16 protein-coding genes, 1 tRNA gene, 1 pseudogene and 1 riboswitch are annotated in these 19200 nt (G+C 65.8%); of the genes and pseudogenes, 10 read left to right on the forward strand and 8 right to left on the reverse strand.

Translation table 11 applies throughout. From position 1 onward, the window contains the following. Positions 1 to 79: 79 nt before the first annotated feature. Positions 80 to 985, forward strand: a complete 906-nt coding sequence (locus ACFQDH_RS07110; protein WP_382399826.1) for a LysR family transcriptional regulator — start codon at positions 80 to 82, stop codon at positions 983 to 985. A 6-nt stretch (positions 986 to 991) separates the two neighbouring features. Here ACFQDH_RS07110 and ACFQDH_RS07115 read toward each other — a convergent pair whose 3' ends face one another. The 5 genes from ACFQDH_RS07115 to ACFQDH_RS07135 form a co-directional block, all read right to left on the reverse strand. Further along, positions 992 to 1606 carry a TetR/AcrR family transcriptional regulator gene (locus ACFQDH_RS07115; RefSeq protein ID WP_382399828.1) on the reverse strand — a complete coding sequence of 205 codons (615 nt, stop codon included), beginning with the start codon at positions 1604 to 1606 and terminating at the stop codon, positions 992 to 994. Positions 1607 to 1618: 12 nt separating this feature from the next. Beyond that, entirely contained in the window at positions 1619 to 2863 is a 1245-nt protein-coding gene (locus ACFQDH_RS07120) for an Nramp family divalent metal transporter (protein ID WP_382399830.1), read from the reverse strand. Positions 2864 to 2870: 7 nt separating this feature from the next. Beyond that, a complete protein-coding gene (locus ACFQDH_RS07125) occupies positions 2871 to 3881 on the reverse strand; it encodes a ribonucleotide-diphosphate reductase subunit beta (protein ID WP_382399832.1) in 1011 nt (336 codons plus the stop codon). Next, positions 3878 to 6427, reverse strand: coding sequence for a ribonucleoside-diphosphate reductase subunit alpha (locus tag ACFQDH_RS07130; protein WP_382399834.1), 2550 nt, complete (start codon positions 6425 to 6427; stop codon positions 3878 to 3880). The genes ACFQDH_RS07125 and ACFQDH_RS07130 overlap by 4 nt, the downstream gene beginning before the upstream one ends. Before the next feature lie 136 nt (positions 6428 to 6563). Then, positions 6564 to 6786, reverse strand: a riboswitch (cobalamin riboswitch). A 435-nt stretch (positions 6787 to 7221) separates the two neighbouring features. Continuing rightward, positions 7222 to 7292 (reverse strand) — tRNA-Gly (locus ACFQDH_RS07135). Between the two features lie 101 nt (positions 7293 to 7393). On the opposite strand from ACFQDH_RS07135, the gene dcd reads away from it, so the two are divergent. From dcd to ACFQDH_RS07180, 9 genes and pseudogenes are all read left to right on the forward strand, one after another. Next, positions 7394 to 7969, forward strand: a complete 576-nt coding sequence (gene dcd, locus ACFQDH_RS07140) for a dCTP deaminase (RefSeq protein ID WP_382399836.1) — start codon at positions 7394 to 7396, stop codon at positions 7967 to 7969. Continuing rightward, on the forward strand, positions 7878 to 8615 hold the full coding sequence (locus ACFQDH_RS07145) for an alpha/beta hydrolase family protein (RefSeq protein ID WP_465253875.1): 738 nt from the start codon (positions 7878 to 7880) through the stop codon (positions 8613 to 8615). The genes dcd and ACFQDH_RS07145 overlap by 92 nt, the downstream gene beginning before the upstream one ends. A gap of 57 nt (positions 8616 to 8672) precedes the next feature. Then, entirely contained in the window at positions 8673 to 9815 is a 1143-nt protein-coding gene (locus ACFQDH_RS07150; protein ID WP_382399840.1) for an ABC transporter ATP-binding protein, read from the forward strand. Between the two features lie 9 nt (positions 9816 to 9824). After that, on the forward strand, positions 9825 to 10463 hold the full coding sequence (locus ACFQDH_RS07155) for an ABC transporter permease (RefSeq protein ID WP_382404827.1): 639 nt from the start codon (positions 9825 to 9827) through the stop codon (positions 10461 to 10463). Further along, positions 10442 to 11194, forward strand: a complete 753-nt coding sequence (locus ACFQDH_RS07160) for an ABC transporter permease (protein ID WP_382399842.1) — start codon at positions 10442 to 10444, stop codon at positions 11192 to 11194. Before ACFQDH_RS07155 ends, ACFQDH_RS07160 begins: the two co-directional genes overlap by 22 nt. A gap of 34 nt (positions 11195 to 11228) precedes the next feature. Beyond that, entirely contained in the window at positions 11229 to 12161 is a 933-nt protein-coding gene (locus tag ACFQDH_RS07165; protein WP_382399844.1) for an ABC transporter substrate-binding protein, read from the forward strand. Between the two features lie 116 nt (positions 12162 to 12277). Further along, positions 12278 to 12913 (forward strand): TetR/AcrR family transcriptional regulator, encoded by a 636-nt coding sequence (locus tag ACFQDH_RS07170; RefSeq protein ID WP_382399846.1) that lies wholly within the window; start codon positions 12278 to 12280, stop codon positions 12911 to 12913. After that, entirely contained in the window at positions 12914 to 14650 is a 1737-nt protein-coding gene (locus ACFQDH_RS07175; protein ID WP_382399848.1) for an ABC transporter ATP-binding protein, read from the forward strand. Then, a pseudogene (locus ACFQDH_RS07180) lies at positions 14650 to 16661 on the forward strand (ABC transporter ATP-binding protein). The gene ACFQDH_RS07175 and the pseudogene ACFQDH_RS07180 overlap by 1 nt, the downstream one beginning before the upstream one ends. A 43-nt stretch (positions 16662 to 16704) precedes the next feature. On the opposite strand, the gene ACFQDH_RS07185 reads toward ACFQDH_RS07180, so the two are convergent. The 3 genes from ACFQDH_RS07185 to ACFQDH_RS07195 are packed head-to-tail and all read right to left on the reverse strand — an operon-like array spanning position 16705 to position 19090. Beyond that, a complete protein-coding gene (locus tag ACFQDH_RS07185; RefSeq protein WP_382399850.1) occupies positions 16705 to 18153 on the reverse strand; it encodes an alpha/beta hydrolase family protein in 1449 nt (482 codons plus the stop codon). Beyond that, the gene (locus ACFQDH_RS07190) at positions 18147 to 18785 is read right to left on the reverse strand and encodes a hypothetical protein (RefSeq protein ID WP_382399852.1); all 639 of its coding nucleotides are present in this window, start codon (positions 18783 to 18785) and stop codon (positions 18147 to 18149) included. The genes ACFQDH_RS07185 and ACFQDH_RS07190 overlap by 7 nt, the downstream gene beginning before the upstream one ends. Further along, positions 18782 to 19090 carry a hypothetical protein gene (locus ACFQDH_RS07195; protein ID WP_382399854.1) on the reverse strand — a complete coding sequence of 103 codons (309 nt, stop codon included), beginning with the start codon at positions 19088 to 19090 and terminating at the stop codon, positions 18782 to 18784. The genes ACFQDH_RS07190 and ACFQDH_RS07195 overlap by 4 nt, the downstream gene beginning before the upstream one ends. Between the last annotated feature and the right edge of the window lie 110 nt (positions 19091 to 19200).

The following is a 19200-nucleotide window of genomic DNA, read 5'->3' on the forward strand; positions in this document are numbered from 1 at the left end:
GCCAATGTCGAGTATCGAGCCTTCATCCCTTCGGGTAAAGCGATGTTTTCCGATGCATATCGTTCGGATATCGTAAAGTGTGCTCGAAGTCCGAAGACTGCGGCTGCTCCGCGAGTTGAGCGGTCGCGGCACCATCGCCGAAGTCGCCGAAGTGCTGCACCTGAGCCCGTCATCGATCTCCCAGCAGCTGAGTCAGCTGGAGCGCGAAGTCGGTGTGCCGCTGCTGCGCAAGAGCGGCCGGCGGCTGGAGCTGACGCCCGCAGCCGAGGTGCTGGTGGAGCACACCGAGCGCATCCTCAGCCAACTTGAGGAAGCGGAGAGCGCTGCCGTCGGAGTGTCCGGGGAGGCCTCCGGCACGCTGCGGATCGCGGTCTTCCAATCGGCGGCAGTCGCCTTCATGCCTCGACTACTCGCCGAGCTGGCCACCCGGCATCCCCGCCTGCGCGTCACCATGTCGCAACGCGAGCCCGAGGAGGGCCTGCGCGAAACAGCGGCGCACGAGTTCGACCTGGTGATTGCCGAGCAGTACCCCAACCACGCCGCGCCGCGCTACCCGGCGCTCGACCGCGTCCCGTTGACCACGGATGCACTCCGGCTCGTGGTGCCGGCCGGCGATGACTGGGACCACATCGGCTCGATCGAGGACGTCCGCGCCCTGCCCTGGGTCATGGAGCCCTACGGTGCGGCATCCCGTCACTGGGCCGAACAGCTCTGCCGACAGGCCGGATTCGAGCCGGACGTGCGTTTCGAGACCGATGATCTGGAGGCGCACATCGCGCTCATCGAGTCGGGCAGCGCCGTCGCGGTCATTCCGGAGTTGATGCTGGTGCGGAGGCGACCGGATGCGCGCCTGATCGAGCTGCCCGAGGCACCTCGCCGCTCGGTCTTCACCTCGGTCCGGCGCTCCAGCGTCGACACGCCCGCGATCGACGCCTGCCGGTCGGTCCTCGCGGAGGTCTTCCCGAAACAGGTCGAGCTCTCCTGAGCCGGCTCAGTGCGCGAGGAGGCCCTCGAAAGCCATGGCTGTCAACGCATCCGCAATCGTGTCCGGACTGATCCGGCCACTCGGCCGCACCCACTCGGTCAGCGAGTTGACCATCCCGAAGAGCAGCCGGCTGATCAGGTCCGGGGGTATGTCGGTGCGTATGCCGCCCTCGGCCGCGGCTTCGGCAACCAGTTGTGCGAGCTGAGCGTCCAACTCACGCCGCCGCTTCAGTGCGGCCAGCTCGGCCGGACTGTTGCCGCGGACCCGCAGCAGGAGAGTGACCGCCGGAAGGTGATCGATCAACAGGTCGACACTGTTCCTTATCGCGCGGCGGAGGCGTTCGAGCGCGGTCGCGGATGTATCGGCCTGTGCCGCCGCGACGACCTCTGACAGCCCGTCGAGTGCCTCGTCCAAGGCCCGCTGCAGCAGGTGTTCCTTGCTCGGAACATGGTGGTAGAGAGCGGATTTGGTGAATCCGAGGCGAGCGGCGAGATCGCCCATGCTGGTGGCGTCATATCCCTGCAGGTTGAACAGCTCGATCGCCTCACGCAGCACGGTCGCCTGGTCCTTGCCGGGCCGTCCGCGACGGCGCGGGGTCGGCTCTTCGGCTGCGGTTGTCATGATCCGAGACTGTCACACACCGGTGAGCGGTATGACGAGCAGCGCCACGTCGAGAGCAACGACTGCCGACGTGATGATCCAGCAGACGAGCGTCATGGCGCGGCGATTCACCTGCTCGCCCATGACCGACGCGGATGACGTGAGAAGTACGAGAGGGATCAGCGCCAGTGGGAGGCCGAGTGCCAGCGCGACCTGCGACCACACCAGCAGATCGACCGCCGGGACTTCGAGAGCCAGCAATACGACAGCGGGGATCAGCACGACCACCCGGCGGGCCAGCATCGGCACTCGGCGACGCAGCAGCCCCGCCATGACGACCTCGCCGGATCGGATGCCGACCGCGGTCGAGGTCACGCCGCTGACAAGTAGAGCAAGGATGAAACCAATCCGAGCGCCGTCACCGACCCGGTCGGCCAGGGCGTGTGCGAGGGCGCCGAAGTCCTCGTCACGATGGCCGCGCAGCGCGGTGGCACCGAGCACCAGCATCGACACGTTCACCGTGCCGGCCACCAGCATGGCGAGCGTGACGTCGAGCCGGTTGTCCCGCAACCGCCGACGGATGCTGCCCAGTTGACTCGTGGTGAGCGCCGAGTGCAAGTAGATCGCGTGTGGCATCACGGTGGCGCCGACGATGCCCGTGGCGAGCAGCACCATCTGCTGGTCGTGCAACTGCGGTCGTATGTCGAACCCCGCAGGTGCCGGTCCCATCAGGACGCCGAGGATGAATCCCGCACCGATGACTGCGAGCCCGAGCACCATGATCAGTTGGAAGCCGCGCTCGCCGACCCGGTCGCGGATCACCATCAACGCGCCGCCGGCGACAGCCGTGACGATGGCGCCCCACCACATCGGCATACCGAAGAGCAGGTGCAGTGCGATGGAAGCACCGACCACTTCGGCGAGGTCGGTGGCGACCGCGACGCCTTCGGCCTGCAGCCAATACAGCACCCGTGACGAGGGGTTCAGGCGTGTGCTCAGGACCAGTGCCATCGACTTGCCAGTGACTGCACCGAGTTTCGCCGACAGGTATTGCACCGGGCCAGCCGCCGCGACTGCGAGCAGCACCACCCACAACAGTCCGAAGCCGTAGCGCGACCCGGCGGTCGTGTTGGTGGCGATGTTGCCCGGGTCGACATACGCAATGGCGGCAACGAACGCCGGACCGAGCCGGAGCAGGCGCGAACCCGCAGCGCCCGGTCCGCGCGGCGCGCGAGGCCGTGACCTCGCGCGCCGCATGGAGCGATCCGATGTCACCACGGACACACTATGAACCCGCTTGCGCGTCCACCTCGTAGCTGGTGTTGATCGACTCGAAGAAGTTGACCAGCTCGAGAGTGTCGTTGGCGGTCGCCATCCACTTCGCCGGATTGCTGACGCCCCAGTGCGGTCCGAAGCCGAGCTCCTCCAGGCGGCGGTCGGCCAGGTAGCGGACGTAGGTGTTGATGTAGTCGGCATTGAGGCCGAGGATGCCGCGGGGGAGCAGGTCCCGGTTGTACTGCTCCTCCATCTCGACCGCGTCGAAGATCATCTGCTGGATCTCCTCTGCGAACTCCTGCGTCTGCAGATCGGGGTTCTCCTCCAGCACCGTGAGGATGAGGTTCATCCCGAACTTCAGGTGCAGCGACTCGTCGCGCACGATCCAGTCGATCAGCGACCCGAAGTTGCGCAGCAGGTTCCGCTGCCGGAAACTCAGCGCCACCATGAAGCCGCTGTAGAACCAAATTCCTTCCAGCACAACGTTGTACGCAACCAGGTTGCGCACGAAGTCGCGCTTACCCTCAGTGGTCGTGATGTCCAGCGTCTGCTCCGCCATCCGCTGGATGTAGCGGACCTCGAACTCCTCCTTGGCCGCCATCGACGGTATGTCGACGTGCGCGGCATACGCCTCGCTGCGGTCGATGGGGAAGGTTTCCAGGACGTACTCGAAGGCCATGCAGTGGTTAGCCTCCTCCCACATCTGCTTGGCGAGGTAGAGGTGCGCCTCGGGTGCTCCGACATACGGGTAGACGCCGAAGGCCAGTGCTTTGTTGACGAGCAACTCGTTGGGGTTGAAGTAGCTCATCAGGAAGGTGACCGCGTGGCGCTCCTCGTCGGTCATCCGCTCGAAGTCACCGAGGTCCTCGCCGAGCTGGATCTCGTGCGGGAACCACGTGTTGGCAACCGCCTGGTTGTAGAGGTCGTACGCCCACTGGTAGCGGATCGGCTTCAGCAGCAGGCCGTCCTGTATGCCGGTGCCGAGGATCGATGACTGGGTGTCCGAAGTGGTGGATGTCATTGGCAAGCCTCGCAGTTCAACAGTTCCTGGGGGTCGGTCGGGCAGACGAAACTTTCTTCGAACACGGCATCGGCGGGCGCTTCTGCCACGACGACTGGTGCCGGAGTAGGAACTTCAACGACCGCGACAGGCTCCGGCTGCATGGCCGGGGTAGCTGCCGCAGGTGCTGCCGCCCGTCGCGCAAAGCCGAATCCGCTTCCGGAATGGCCACTTTCGACGGCCTTGTTGACCTTGACCGTCGACTGCTCGGCCTTGTGGCGCGGCTTCATGTGCAGGTAGTAGGTGGTCTTCACGCCCTTGCGCCAGGCGTCGACATACAGATCGCTCATCCCGCCGATGTCACGCGACTCGAGGTAGATGTTGCGGCTGATCGCCTGGTCGATCCACTTCTGCGCCCGTGACGCGACCTGCAGGTATGCCGTCGCCGGCAACTGGAAGGAGGTCTGGAAGACCTCCAGTAGGTCGTCCGGCACGTTGGGCACGGCCGACAGATCGCCGCGCGAGCGCAACAGGTCTTCTCGGATCGAGTCCCACAAGCCGCGCTCCTGCAGTGCGGCCACCAGGTTCCGGTTGACCTCCAGGAACTTCCCGGATGACGTGGTACGTGAAAATAGTTGGGAGAACTGCGGATCCAGACCGGGAGTCGTCCCGGCGACCAGACCGATGGACGCAGTCGGCGCAATAGCCATCAACGTCGCGTTGCGTATGCCGTCCTTGACCCGTCCACGCAGCGCATCCCAATCCATCCGGGTGGTGCGTGGCACGTCGACCTCGACTCCGCGGCGCTGCTGCAGCACCTCGAGGGTGTCGATCGGCACCAGGCCGCGGGACCAGCCGGATCCCGCGAAATTCGGATAGGCGCCGCGCTCCTGGGCCAGATCGCAGGATGCGTCGATCGCATGCCAGCTGATGAACTCGGCGAGCTGATCGATCAGATCTGCGGCTTCTTCGGACGCATAGGAGAGGCCGAGCTTCTCGACGACGTCGGTGAATCCCATGAACCCCAAGCCGATTGCGCGGTTCTGGTCATTGGAGTGCTCCGACTCCGGCACCGACGAGCGGGTGATGTCGATCAGGTTGTCGAGCTGTCGCACCGCCGTGCGCGCGGACTCGGCGAGGCGATCCCAGTCCCACTCGCCATCTACCAAGTGGCGGGAGAGGTTGATCGAGGCCAGGTTGCAGACCGACACGTTCTCGCGGTCCTGCGGGAGGGTGATCTCGGTGCACAGGTTCGACAGGTGGATCGTGCCGGTGTTGTCGTTCAGCGCCCGCTGGTTGATCGTGTCCTTCCACGTGAGCCAGGGGTGCGAGGTCGTTTGCAGCGAGACGAGGATCGACTTCCACTGCGCGCGAGCGCGAATCTTCTTGAAGGAGCGCAGCTTTCCGGTCTCGGCGAGGGCGACATACTCCTTGTAACGGCGGGAGAAGTCGTCACCGACCAGCTCGACCAGGTCCGGTGTCTCGAGCGGGTCGAAGAGATACCAGTCGTCGTCGGCGACGACTCGCTTCATGAATTCGTCGGACAACCAGACTGCGGTGTTCGCGGTCCGGGTGCGCCGGTAGGGGTCGCCGGCGTTCTGCCGTAAGTCGATGAACTGCGGGAAGTCCAGGTGCCAGTTCTCCATGTAGAAGCACAGGGCGCCGAACTTCTTGCCGCCGCGGGAGACGGCGCGCAGGATCGAGTCGATGGTGTGCATGAAGGGGATCGGGCCGGTCGAGGACGTGTTGTTGCTCCGGATCGGGCTGCCCTCGGACCGCAGCTTGGTGACCGAAAGGCCAATGCCACCAGTGCCTTTGGTCAGCCACATGACGTCTCGCATCGACTTGGCGATGTGCTCGATGTCGTCATCCATCTGCATCACGAAGCAGTTGGACAACTGAGGTGTGTTGGTGCCCGCGTTGACGAGTGTGGAGCCGGCAGCGAGGTAGTCCAGCGATGCCATCTTCCGGTAGAAGCCGATGGCGGCCTGGGTCGGATCCTTCTCGTTGACCGACATACCCATCGCGACCCGCATCCAGAAGTATGCCGGGACCTCGAGCGGCTGGCGCCTGGAATCCGTTGCCATGTAACGGTTTTTGAGAGTGACGATGCCGATGTAGCGAAGCCCGTCATCCTGATGGTGGTCGAGGGCCGCGGCCAGCTGCTCCAGGTTGAAGGCAGACGCGAGGCGAGCGTCGAAGAGACCGTCCTCGACCGACAGGCGGATGTAGCCGGGGAAGCGGGCTTGGTGCAGCAGCGCGAGCTCGGACTGCGTCTCGAAGTCGCCGAGCACCTTCTTGTAGATCGTCTTCAACAGCAGGCGGGACGCGATGACGTCGAAGTCGGGGTCGTCCTTGACGTTCTGCACCGCGACCGAGATGGCAGCCTCGTCGAGTTGTTCGGTGGTGATGCCGTCGAAGAGCGTGATTGCCAGCTCCGAGGCGATCTGCATGGTCATCGACATGGCATTCGGTAGGCCCTCAGCGGCCCGCTCGATCGCCCGGTTGATGCGGTCTGCGTCATACGGCTCGCGTGATCCGTCGCGCTTGGTGACGTGTATGGCCACGTGCGGTGTCTCCCGTCTTTCCTCGCAGTGGCCCGGCGAGGAGGACGGCGAGCGGGCAGCGCACGCGGGCACGTGGCTCGCCGCCGCTCGTTCGTCAGCCCTTCCCGCGCGGGCTGCGGTCGGACCCGCCCGCGGGTGCGCGGACAGGGCAGTGGCAGGTCTTCGGACTCGTGACTCCGTGCGAGACGCACACCTACTGGTCGTCGCTTCCCGGGCTCTCACCCAGTGCTGATGACGACGTTCGTCCTCACTCACCGCTGCGGGGGCAGTGTCGGATTTGCACCGACTTCCCTCTTTCCTCGGGTGCTTCAGCCGTCGTCAAGCGGCGGCTGAAGCACTCGAACCAGCTGCAAGACACACACTATCTAGTGGTGGTTGGTTTGCCAAGACCCAACATGCTGTAGTTGCACGCCTGTAATTCCAGAGATGTCAAATCGGCGGAATGACGCCGAAATGGGGTGGCATGGCACGGAAGTGGCGGCGTGTCGGCACCGAGGTCGTCGAGTGCCGGAGTACGGAGCCAAGGTGGTCGAGTGCCGGAGGAGCACCGCCCACGAGCCCCAATCGCCGAGAGGACAGGCGATCGCCGAAAGGACAGGCAATTCGAGCCCGAAATGGGCCGCATCGGGTGTCCTCTCGACCAACGGGTGTCCTCTCGGCAATACGGCCGGGTGCACGCTCAGGGCGAGAGGGGTATGGCGAGAGGGGTATGGCGAGAGAGGTATGACGTGTCGGACGCGCGGCGAGCCGAAGCCAATGCGGGCGCCAGGAGGAGCCGAGCCAGAAAGGCTAAGAGCGAGTGACGAGAATCGAACTCGCGTATTCAGCTTGGGAAGCTGATGTTCTACCATTGAACTACACTCGCGTGCCTCGGGCGGCGGCCAAATGGCTCTCGCTCGGACCGGCAGGAGTCTAACCCACAGCGTCCGCCACCGGCGCAAGCGCCTGCCCGGTACCGTGACCCTCGTGCTCCTCTCCGACCGCGACATCCGCGCCCAGATCGACGCCGGCCGCGTGCGCCTCGACCCGTATGACGAGACGATGATCCAGCCCTCGAGCATCGACTTCCGGCTGGACCGCTACTTCCGGCTGTTCGACAACCACAAGTACCCCTTCATCGACCCGGCCGCCGAGCAGGAGGAGCTGACCCGGTTGATCGAGACCGAGTCGGGCGAGCCCTTCGTGCTGCACCCCGGCGAGTTCGTGCTCGGCTCGACATACGAACAGGTGACGTTGCCCGATGACGTCGCCGCGCGGGTCGAGGGCAAATCCAGCCTGGGCCGGCTCGGCCTGCTGACGCACGCGACGGCCGGCTTCGTCGACCCGGGCTTCTCCGGGCACGTGACCCTCGAGCTGTCCAACGTCGCGACCCTGCCGATCAAGCTGTGGCCGGGCATGAAGATCGGGCAGCTGTGCTTCTTCCAGCTCAGCAGCCCGGCCGAAAACCCTTATGGCAGCGCTAAATACGGCTCGCACTATCAGGGCCAGCGCGGCCCGACCGCCAGCCGGTCCTACGCCAACTTCCATCACACCGAGGTGTGATGTCCCGCTACGAGGTCGGCCCGTCGCACGACGGTGCGCACCCTTTCTCACCCTGCCGGACGGCAGGCGGCGCCCCGACGCGATCGCCTTGCTGTTGCACGGGGGTGCCGAGCACGGCCTCGGGCGGACCAACAAGGTGAGTCCGCCGGTGCTGCGCATGGTCGCCGTCGCCCGCAGCATCGAGCGCAGCGCACAGGGTCGGATCGGGACTGCGGTGCTGCGTGACGCCGTGCGCGGTTACAACGACGATGCGCGATCTCCGGTCGTGGATGCCCGATGGGCGCTGGCTCGGCTGCGCGAGCTCTACCCCGACACCCCTGTGGCGCTGGTCGGTCACTCGATGGGCGGCCGGGTCGCCCTGGAGCTGGCCGGCGCCGACGGTGTCACGAGCATCGTCGGTATGGCGCCCTGGATCCCCCAGCAGTACGACGTCGCGCCGTTCCTCGACCGGCACACTCTGCTGCTGCACGGCCGCAAGGACGTCATCACCGACCCACGCAAGAGCGCCCGACTTGCCGAGCTGATCGTGCAGGCCGGCGGCGACGCGCGCAGTGTGCAGCTGCCGGATGCGCACGCGATGCTGCTCAAAGCGCGGGCGTGGCACCGTCATACGACCCAATTCCTGGCGGAGACGTTGCTTTCCTGAAGATTTCACCGGATCGGGTTCGGTCCCTGTCGGTGGCCTGCACTACGTTTGTTGACCATGATCCGCTTCGAGCAGGTGGTCAAGCAGTATGCCGGCGGCGCGACAGCCGTCGACAACCTTTCCTTCGAGGCGCCGACCGGCCAGATCACCGTCCTGGTGGGGCCGTCCGGCTGCGGCAAGACGACATCACTGCGGATGATCAACCGCATGATCGAGCCCACCGGCGGGCACATCTACATCGATGACGAGGACGTTCAATCGTTCAACGCAGCCAAGCTGCGCCGCGGCATCGGTTACGTCATCCAGCACGCCGGGCTGTTCCCGAACAAGCGGGTCGTCGACAACGTCGCCACGGTGCCGCAGCTACTCGGCACGCCCAAGGCGCGGGCCCGCGAGCGGGCGCGTGAAGTGCTCGACCTCGTGGGGCTGCCGGGCGACTTCGCGGACCGGTGGCCCTCGCAGTTGTCGGGAGGTCAGCAGCAGCGCGTGGGAGTGGCGCGGGCGTTGGCCGCCGACCCGCCGGTGATGCTGATGGACGAGCCGTTCAGCGCGGTGGACCCGGTCGTGCGAGAGCAACTCCAGGATGAGTTTCTCCGGCTGCAACGCGATCTCGGCAAGACGATCGTCTTCGTCACGCATGACATCGACGAGGCACTGAAGCTCGGGGATCAGATCGTGGTCATGCGGGTCGGCGGCAAGCTCGCGCAGCTGGCCGATCCGGCATACCTGCTCGCCCATCCGATCGACGATTTCGTGGCCGACTTCATCGGCCGGGATCGCGGATACCGCGCGCTGACCTTCGCCGAGACACCACCGCTGCCGCTGGCCAGCGAGCCGACGGTGCCGCTCGGCACGACGCCCGAGCAGGCGCGCGCGGCAACGCGGGACGAGTGGTTGCTCGTCGTGGACGACGGGCGTCCGGTCGGCTGGATCCAGCCGACGGTGATCGCCGCACCCATTGAGCCGGCGATGCTGCACCGCGGCGGCACCGTCGCCCGCGCGTCCGGCCCGCTGCGTTCGGCACTCGACGCCGCGTTGTCGTCACCGAGCCGTCGCGGAGTCATCGCCGACGACGACGGCAGGCTGCTCGGCACCGTCCGAGCCCACCAGGTGCTGCAGGCCATCGAAGCCACCGATCGCCCGGAGGTCGACGAGGCGGACATCGCGCCCCAACAGGGCGATGTGTCGGTGGACAAGTAGCGACTCATGATCTCCTTCATCCAGGACCACTGGTCGGACATCATCAGCAGAGGCATCCAGCACGCGTGGCTGGCCGGCTTCCCGCTGGTCATCGGTCTGCTCATCTCGCTGCCGCTCGGCTGGCTGGCACGCCGGGCGACGTGGCTGCGGGTGATCCTCGTCGGCGGTTCGAGCCTGCTCTACACGATCCCGTCGCTGGCTCTCTTCGTGCTGATGCCGCTGATCATCAAGACCAAAATCACGTCCCCAACCAATGTCATCGTCGCGATGACCGTCTACACGCTGGCCCTGCTGGTGCGCACCGTCGCCGACGCTCTCGGGGCGGTCTCCGAGGAGACCACTCAAGCGGCAATTGCCATGGGCTACACCCCGATTCGCCGTTTCTTCGGGGTCGAGCTGCCGCTCGCCGTGCCGGTCATCTCGGCGGGGCTACGGGTCGCCGCAGTGAGCAACGTCGCCATCGTCAGCGTCGCCGCGCTGCTCGGCATCCGGCAGCTGGGCTTCTACCTCACCGACGGTTATCAGACCACCTACTGGGCGGAGGTCTGGACCGGTGTCGTCGCGTGCCTCGTGCTGGCGCTGATCTTCGACCTGGTGATCCAACTGATCACCCGGCTCCTGACGCCGTGGCAACGGGTGGTGTCCTGATGATCGGGTCCGTATGGCGCTGGTTGACCGACGGCGCGAACTGGCAGGGCGACACCGGCATCACCCACCGGCTGCTGGAGCACCTGCAGTATTCCGGCGAAAGCCTCCTCATCGCGGCGCTGATCGCGCTGCCGATCGGTGCACTGATCGGTCACACCGGCAAAGGCAAATGGATCATCGCTGTTGCCAACGCCTTTCGAGCGATTCCGAGCCTCGGCCTGCTCTTCGTGGTGGCCATGTGGTTCGTGTCCCGCCTGACCGGGGACTCGGCATACCTCGTGCCCACGATCATCGTGCTGGTCATTCTCGCCATACCTCCGCTGCTGGCCGGTGCCTACAGCGGTGTCAGCGAAGTCGATCCGGCGGCACGCGATGCGGCATACGGCATGGGCATGAGCGGCCGTCAGGTGCTGACGGGTGTCGAGGTGCCGTGCGCCCTGCCACTGATCTTCTCCGGCGTGCGCAGCGCGGCCCTGCAGATCATCGCCACGGCGACGATCGCCGCGGCGATCAGCGTCGGCGGCCTCGGTCGCTACCTGATCGACGGGCTGGCCAACAGCGACTACGCACAGATGGCCGGCGGGGCGATCCTGGTCACCGCGCTCGCCCTGGTTGTCGACGGCGTCCTCGCCGTCATACAGCAACTCAGCGTTCCCGGCGGCCTGCACGCGACGGGCGAGTCCCGTCGTAAGCAGCGCACTGCGGCAGCCGAATCAGCGCATGCCGCCTGAACTTCCGATCCCAAAACCGAGATGAGGAACCATCATGAAGCGCACACTTTCAGCGACCGCCCTGGGCATCGCCGCGACGCTGGCGCTCGCCGCATGCGGCGGAGGCAGCAGCAACCCGCTCAGCTCCGGCTCTGGCTCGGCCAGCAGCGTGCCGAGCGGCACCGCCAAAGCCGGCACCATCCACGTAGGGGCCGCGAACTTCCCCGAGTCGGAACTCATCGCGCAGATCTATGCCGCCGCCCTCAACGCCAAGGGCCTCAAGGCCACCACCGGTGACCCGATCGGCGCTCGCGAGGTCTATCTCAAGGCGCTTCAACAGGGTTCGATCGACCTCGTCCCCGAATACGCCTACTCGCTGCTCACCTTCTACAACACCTCGGCGACCCAGACCGCGACCTCCGAGGTCCTCGCCGCGCTGAAGATGAAGCTGCCCAGCGGTGAGATCGTTCTGAACCCCGCGGCAGCAGAAGACTCCAACTCGGTCACGGTCACCAAGGAGACCGCCGACAAGTGGGGCCTGAAGACGATCGCCGATCTGGCCAAGCATTCCAGCGAAGTGACGTTCGCCGCGCCACCGGAGTTCCAGAAGCGCGAACAGGGCCTGATCGGCCTGAAGAAGAAATACAACCTGGTGCCCAAGAGCTTCCGAGGTCTGCAGGGCACCGCGATCGCGCAGGCGCTGAAGAACGGCCAAGCGCAGGCCGCGAACATCTTCACGACCGACCCGTCGATCAAGGCCGATGGATTCGTCACGTTGCAGGACCCGAAGCACGTCTTCGGCAGCGACAACGTCGTGCCGTTGATCAGTAAGTCGAAGGCGTCCGCGCAGGTGCAGTCGGTGATCAACGCCGTGCAGGCCAAGCTCACCACCGCAAACCTCGCGGCCATGGACAAGGAGGTGCAGGTCGACCACAAGGACGCATCGACCGTCGCCAAGCAGTTCGTGTCGGACAACGGCCTCGGCTGACCGACACCCGATCCGTTTGCTGTCGGCCGTTCCTCGCAAGGGGAGCGGCCGACGCTTCTTCGGCTGGTTGAAAATGACTGAGTGAGCACTCACTCAGTTGTGTTATCGTGCCAGTCATGACTGCTTCGAAGACGACGCGGGGGAGCGTGCGTGCTGCGCCGCTGCCCCCACAGGAGCGCCGAGAAGCGTTGATCCAAGCGGCAATCGGCGTCATTCGGGAGCGCCATACACTGCCGACGACGCGGCAGATCGCCGAGGCGGCAGGGGTCGCAGAGGGCACCATCTTCCGGGTCTTCGCCAACAAGGACGCGTTCTTCGACGCAGTCATCGACCGGACGTTCGACTCGCGCTCCTTGCACGACGGCCTGGAGAAAATCGATGGCGGCACCGGCTTGGAGAGCGTGATGATCGAGGTCGTGGGTCTGCTGCAGACGAGGTTCCAAGAGATCTTCGACATCATGGGGGCCTTCAGCATGCTCGGACCGCCCGAGCGCTTCCGCGACGCACAACGGCAGAAGCGCCAAGAAGATGAGATCGGGTCCTGCGTGCGGCGGCTGATCGATCCGTATGCCGACCAGTTGCGCCTACCCGTCCCGGAAGTTACCCGGCTGCTGCGGTTGCTCACCTTCAGTGGAAGCCACAGGCACATCAACGACGGTCATGTCCTGTCGCCTCCGGAGATCGTCCACGCCGTTCTCTACGGCGTCATCAAGCGAGAAGACTTAAAAACACAGCAGATTCGGGGAAAGTAGATGCTCTTCAAGCTGATCCGGGACCGGCTCGCGCCATACAGCGGGCTGCTTCTCGGGCTGGTGCTGTTGCAACTCATCAATGTCGGAGCGAATCTCTACCTGCCGACACTGAACGCCGACATCATCGACAAAGGTGTGACCAAGGGCAACACCGGCATCATCTGGAGCACCGGTGGCTTGATGCTCATCGTCTCGCTGGTGCAGGTCGTGGGGTCGATCGGCGCGGCCTACTTCGGCGCACGGATCGCGATGTTCTTCGGTCGCGACACCCGCGCCGCGATCTTCCGCTCGGTCGGCCGCTTCTCCGCTCGGGAGATGAACCAGTTCGGTGCTCCGTCGCTGATCACTCGCAGCACCAACGACGTCCAGCAGGTGCAGACGCTGGTGCTGATGAGCTGCACCCTGATGGTCGGTGCGCCGATCATGATGGTCGGCGGCGTGATCATGGCGCTGCGTCAGGACGCCGGTCTTTCCTGGCTGGTGCTCATCGCGGTGATCGTGCTCGGTGTGGCAGTCGGATCGGTTGTCCGCAGGATGGTCCCCGGCTTCCGGCTGGTCCAGAAGCGCATCGACGTCGTCAATCGGGTGATGCGCGAGCACCTTTCGGGTGTGCGAGTGATCCGGGCGTTCACCCGCGAGCCCTACGAGGAGCGACGCTTCGACGCCGCGACTGACAGCTTGACGGAGATCTCCACCAGGGTCGGCAGCTTGATGATGATCATGTTCCCGATGGTCATCACGGTCATGAACCTGTCGACCATCGGCGTCTGGTGGTTCGGTGGCCATCAGGTCGCGCGCGGCGACGTGCAGATCGGGTCCTTGTCGGCGTACATGACCTACCTGATCCAGATCCTGATGTCGGTGATGATGGCGACCTTCATGTTCATGATGATCCCGCGTGCCTCCGTCGCGGCGGAGCGGATCACCGAAGTGGTCGGCACTGAGCCGTCCGTGCGACCACCCGCGGAGCCGGTGACTCCTGCGCGGGTGCGCGGCATCGTCGAGCTGGACCGCGCGACCATGCAGTATCCCGGCGCCGACACTCCCGTGCTGCGGGACGTCGACCTGCGCGCCGAGCCCGGCCAGACCGTGGCGATCATCGGCTCGACGGGTTCCGGAAAATCCACCCTGCTGTCGCTCATCGCGCGACTTTTCGACACAACATCCGGCACGGTCCGGGTCGACGGTGTCGACGTGCGCGACCTCGATCCGCAACTGCTGTGGGGGCACGTCGGGATCGTGCCGCAGAAGGCATACCTCTTCTCGGGCACCGTGGCGAGCAACCTGCGCTACGGCAACCCCGATGCCACCGACGAGCAACTCTGGCAGGCGCTCGAGGTCGCGCAGGCTCGCGACTTCGTCGAGCGGATGGACGGCGGTCTCGAGGCAGCGGTGACGCAGGGCGGAACCAACGTGTCCGGCGGTCAGCGGCAACGACTGTGCATCGCTCGTGCGCTGGTGGCGCAACCCCGCATCTACCTCTTCGACGACTCGTTCTCGGCGCTCGACCTCGCCACCGACCGACGCCTGCGCGAAGCCCTCGCCCCGCACGTGCGCGAGGCGACGGTTTTCATTGTCGCCCAACGGGTTTCGACGATCCGCAACGCCGACAAGATCCTGGTGCTCGACGACGGGCACGTGGTCGGCGCCGGCCCACATGACGAGTTGTTGATGTCCTGCGAGGAATACCGCGAGATCGTTGCGTCCCAAGGCGGCACCGGAGAGGAGGCCGCGTGATGGCGAAGAAATCAGCTGCGGCGCCGGCACCGGCAGCACCCGCGGCGCCGCCCGCGAACCAAGCCGCCAAGCCCATCCGCCGGGGAGGCGGCCCGCACATGGGCGTGGGTATGGCGGAGAAGTCCAAGGACTTCAGCGGCTCCGCGAAGCGCCTGCTGGGGCGGCTGACACCGCACCGGCCGACGCTGATCCTGATCATCGTGCTGACCCTTGCCGCCGTCGCGCTGAACGTCGTCGGCCCGAAGGTCCTCGGCAAGGCGGTCGACAAGATCTACTCGGGTGCGGTCGGCTCGCAGTTGCCGCACGGGCAGAGCAAACAGCAGGTCGTGCAGATGTTGCGCGACCACGGGCAGGGCACGTTCGCGGACATGGTGTCCGGGATGGACGTGGTGCCCGGCGTCGGCATCGACTTCGGGGGCTCGGTCGCATCCTGGTGGTGGTGCTGTGCCTCTACCTGTTTGCCGGGGCGTTCCAGTTCGTCCAGGCGCGCCTGCTCAACCGCGTCGTCCAGGACACCATGAACACTCTGCGCAAGGACGTCGAGGCCAAGATCAACAAGGTGCCGTTGAGCTATCTGGACGGTCAGCCGCGCGGGGAGCTGCTGTCGCGCCTCACCAACGACATCGACAACATCGGTCAGTCGATGCAGCAGACGATCAGCCAGTTGCTGGTCAACGGCCTCACGGTGATCGGTGTCATCGTGATGATGCTCACCATCTCCTGGTGGCTGACGCTTGTCGCGATGTTCGCCATACCGGTCGTGTTGCTGGTGACTCGTCAGGTGATGAAGCGCTCGCAGAAGCTCTTCATCGCTCAGTGGGGCCACACCGGCGCACTCAACGCGCAGATCGAAGAGACCTTCTCCGGCCACGAACTGGTCAAGGTGTTCGGGCGGCAGCGCGAGGTCGACGCGAAGTTCGACCACACCAATGACGAGCTCACCACCGTCAGCTGGCGAGCGCAGTTCGTCAGTGGCTTGGTGATGCCGATCATGATGTTCGTCGGCAACCTGCAGTACGTCGTGGTGTGTGTGCTCGGTGGCCTGCAGGTCGCGAACGGCTCGATGACACTCGGTAACGTGACGGCGTTCGTGCAGTATTCGCGGCAGTTCACCCAGCCGCTCACCCAGATGGCATCGATGGTCAATCTCATGCAGTCCGGGGTCGCGAGCGCCGAACGCGTCTTCGAGGTGCTCGACGCCCCGGAGCAGCGTCCGGAGGAGAACGCGCCGATGGCGCCGACCCGCGGAGCCGTGGAGTTCGAGCACGTCGACTTCGGCTACTCGCCGGAGCAGCCGCTGATCGAGGACCTCTCGCTCGCTGTCGATCCCGGCCAGACCGTCGCGATCGTCGGCCCGACCGGTGCAGGCAAGACGACGTTGGTCAACCTCGTCATGCGCTTCTACGAGATCGACTCCGGGCGCATCCTGATCGACGGGCAGGACATCACGACGATCAGCAGGCAGGACCTGCGCTCCCGGATCGGCATGGTGTTGCAGGACGCCTGGCTCTTCCACGGCACCATCCGGGAGAACATCGCCTACGGCCGGATGGACGCCACCGAGGCAGAGATCCACGCCGCGGCGGAGGCGACGTTCGTCGACCGGTTCGTGAAGTCACTGCCGGACGGTTACGACACGGTCATCGACGAGGAGGGCTCGGGTGTCTCGGTCGGCGAGCGTCAGCTGATCACGATCGCGCGGGCGTTCCTGGCCGACCCGGCCATGCTGATCCTCGACGAGGCGACCTCGTCAGTGGACACCCGCACCGAGGTGTTGTTGCAGGAAGCCATGTCGGCGCTCCGGTCCGACCGCACGAGTTTCGTGATCGCACACCGGCTTTCGACGATCCGCGACGCCGACACGATCCTGGTCATGGAAGACGGCCACATCGTCGAACAAGGCGACCACGAGGGCTTGCTCGCGGCGGAGGGCGCCTATCACCGGCTCTACATGTCGCAGTTCGAAGGAGCCATGACCGAGTCGGATCCCAACGCGCTCGACCCGGCATGAGCTCACCCCACGAAGCTCCCTCCTGCTCCTCTCCTGGTCCGGTTCAGTTCCGTCGCAGCTGGAAGGTGAAGTCGGTGTCCTTGCCGTCGAGGAACCTGTGGTTGCGGGTGTACCAGTCCGAGAGTTGCCCCTCGCTCCGCTCCGGCGTGAGCTCGCCCGCGGATCGGGTGTAGCGGGACGCGTCGTGTGCATCGACCAGGCCATTCAGTTTCTCGCCCTTGGGCGTCTCGCAGACGATGTTGGTCCGGTTGGTGGTGTCCGGGTTGGGCATGCCGTCCGCTCGCGGCACCGGATCGTGGATGTTCTCCACTGACAGCACGTTGACGCTCTTCGGTATCGCGATCCGGGCGATCGGCGAGCCCGCGGTGACAACCTCCGTGACGTCGAACTTGTCGCGGAAGTGGTGGTCGGCGGCGAGCCGGGCGGCGACGATGCCGCCCTGGCTGTGTCCGGTCAGCATCACCGGCTCGCTGCCTGGCGCCACGCCGGCCTCCTTCATCGCCGCACCGACGGCCTTGCCGATCGCCGGGTAGAGCGAGGAGCCCGTGCCGGCCATGCTGGCCAGATTGGCGGCAGTGGCGGAAGGGCCGTGGTCACTGTGCATGTTCCAGTGGGACGTTCCGGGAATCGCCACGACCCAGGCGCCCTTACCATCGGCCCCGACTACCCGTCGCACGTGCACCACGGAGTGATCAGAGTTGGACTGGTGCTCGGTGTCCGCCGCTTCGCCGACGATGTCGCCGAGTTCTCGGCGTTTGGCGGGTCGCTTCGACTTCCCGGTTTCCTTGACACTCAACGGTTTCGAGTCCATCACGTATCCCTTTCGCCTGCCGTTGGCGAGAATCCACGCGATCTGGCCCTCGAAATCCGAGGGGGCCGTACCCAGTCCCAATTGCCGAGTGACACCGGACCTGCCCGCCGCGGCCACGAAGAAGCTCGTCCACGCGACCGTTCCGTCGACCAGTGCGGGGTCGTCCTCGACATCCTCCCCAAATTCCTTGGCGAAATTGCCGCCGAAGGCGGCGCCATAGCCCTTCAGATCGTCCAGAACGGTTGGCCCCTTCTGTGGTGGCCGGGTCTCCAGCAGCGACTTGCCCGCGGATGTCACCGCATCGACATACAGCCGCTCCGGGGTCGTAGCGATATTGATGGCAGCGAAGGCCGCACGTTGTGTTGCGTCGGCCAGCTCGTATGCCGCTGCGCTCCACCGCAGCGTGCGCGCGACGAACTCCATCCGCAGCGCCAGCGCACCGAGGTGCAGCGTCAACGACGCGATCTGGGTGGTGATCGCGATTGCCGACCCCGGCGACAGGATCGCGCTCTTGCGGGGCAGCGCCAAGCCGATCGTCACCACTGCGCCGCACAGGTGCGTCGCGTCGTCGCCGCAGCCGTCCAGTCGGGTCGCGGTTAGGCGCATGCCGAGGAAGTGGGCCTCGGTCGAGCCGGACCCGCCGGAGACCTTGCACTGTGGGGCTGGGGCAGTCGTCACCATGAGCACTCCTGAAGTAGGTCCGCGAAGGCACTGACTCGCGCCTGCACCTCGATCGTCGTCATCGGGTGGAACGTCAGGTCGTCCTCGGGATCGGCCTGCAGGCAGCCCCACCCGCCGGGCATCAGGTGCAGCATCGTCGCGAATCCGGCGATGCCCTCGCCGGTCAGCCGCAACGTCAGGACCGCTTCGGCTCCCCAAGCGAATTGCGTGACCCACCAAGGCATCCCGGCCAGCTCGAGCTCGTCGAGCGCGGCCTCGAGGCGCTCGCCGTCGCCCTGGCGGATGACCTCGGCGAGGGCCAGCAACTCCCCGGGTGCGAGCGGTGGAATGTCCACTGCGGGAGGTGGCGCTGTCGTGAGTGCTGTGCCGGTGAGCCGTTCGAGCGTGGTGACCAGGCCGACCAACTCTCCGCCGAGCCGGTCGGCCGGACCGCTGATCATCCGCCACCGGCCGTCCGAGGGCAGCAACAACTTGAACCCCTCGCGGGTCACCCCGGCGAGGGCCGTCAGCTGCCGGCTCCGCGTGTTGGCACCGATTGTCGCGTGCGCCCCTTCGCCGATCCGGCGAACGATTTCCCGCGACTCGGTGATCCCGAGGGTGCGTTGAGCAAGATCGGCGGTGGTCGCAGTCATGGGATGAACCTCGACAGCGGTGCGACGGTGTGCACGATGCCTTCGACCACCTTGATCGGCTTCTCGTGGTCCTCGACATGGCGGGCGTGGCTGTAGAGCAGCCGGCTCAGGTGGTCCAGGTCGTCCGCGCGGTCGCGGAACTCGGTGGCCCGATCGGACAGCTTCTTGCGGTAACGCTCAGCGCCCTGGCCGCGCCACTTCACCGAGCTGTTGCTGCTCACAGCGGTCGCTGCGCTGCGTGCCTCGGTCGCCAGGCGCGCGGCGCGGCGAGCTTGGCTACGGATTACGTCTGGGTCGTCGGACATGCCGATGACAGTAGGCATTTCGGCACTCGAGCCGCTCCCGAAAGAGGCCGCCCTGTGGACAACCGTGCGCGGCCCGGGGGATGTGCACAAGTGAGGGTGCCGACATGGCT

Source organism: Flexivirga alba (genome assembly GCF_042661025.1).
GTDB lineage: Bacteria > Actinomycetota > Actinomycetes > Actinomycetales > Dermatophilaceae > Flexivirga > Flexivirga alba.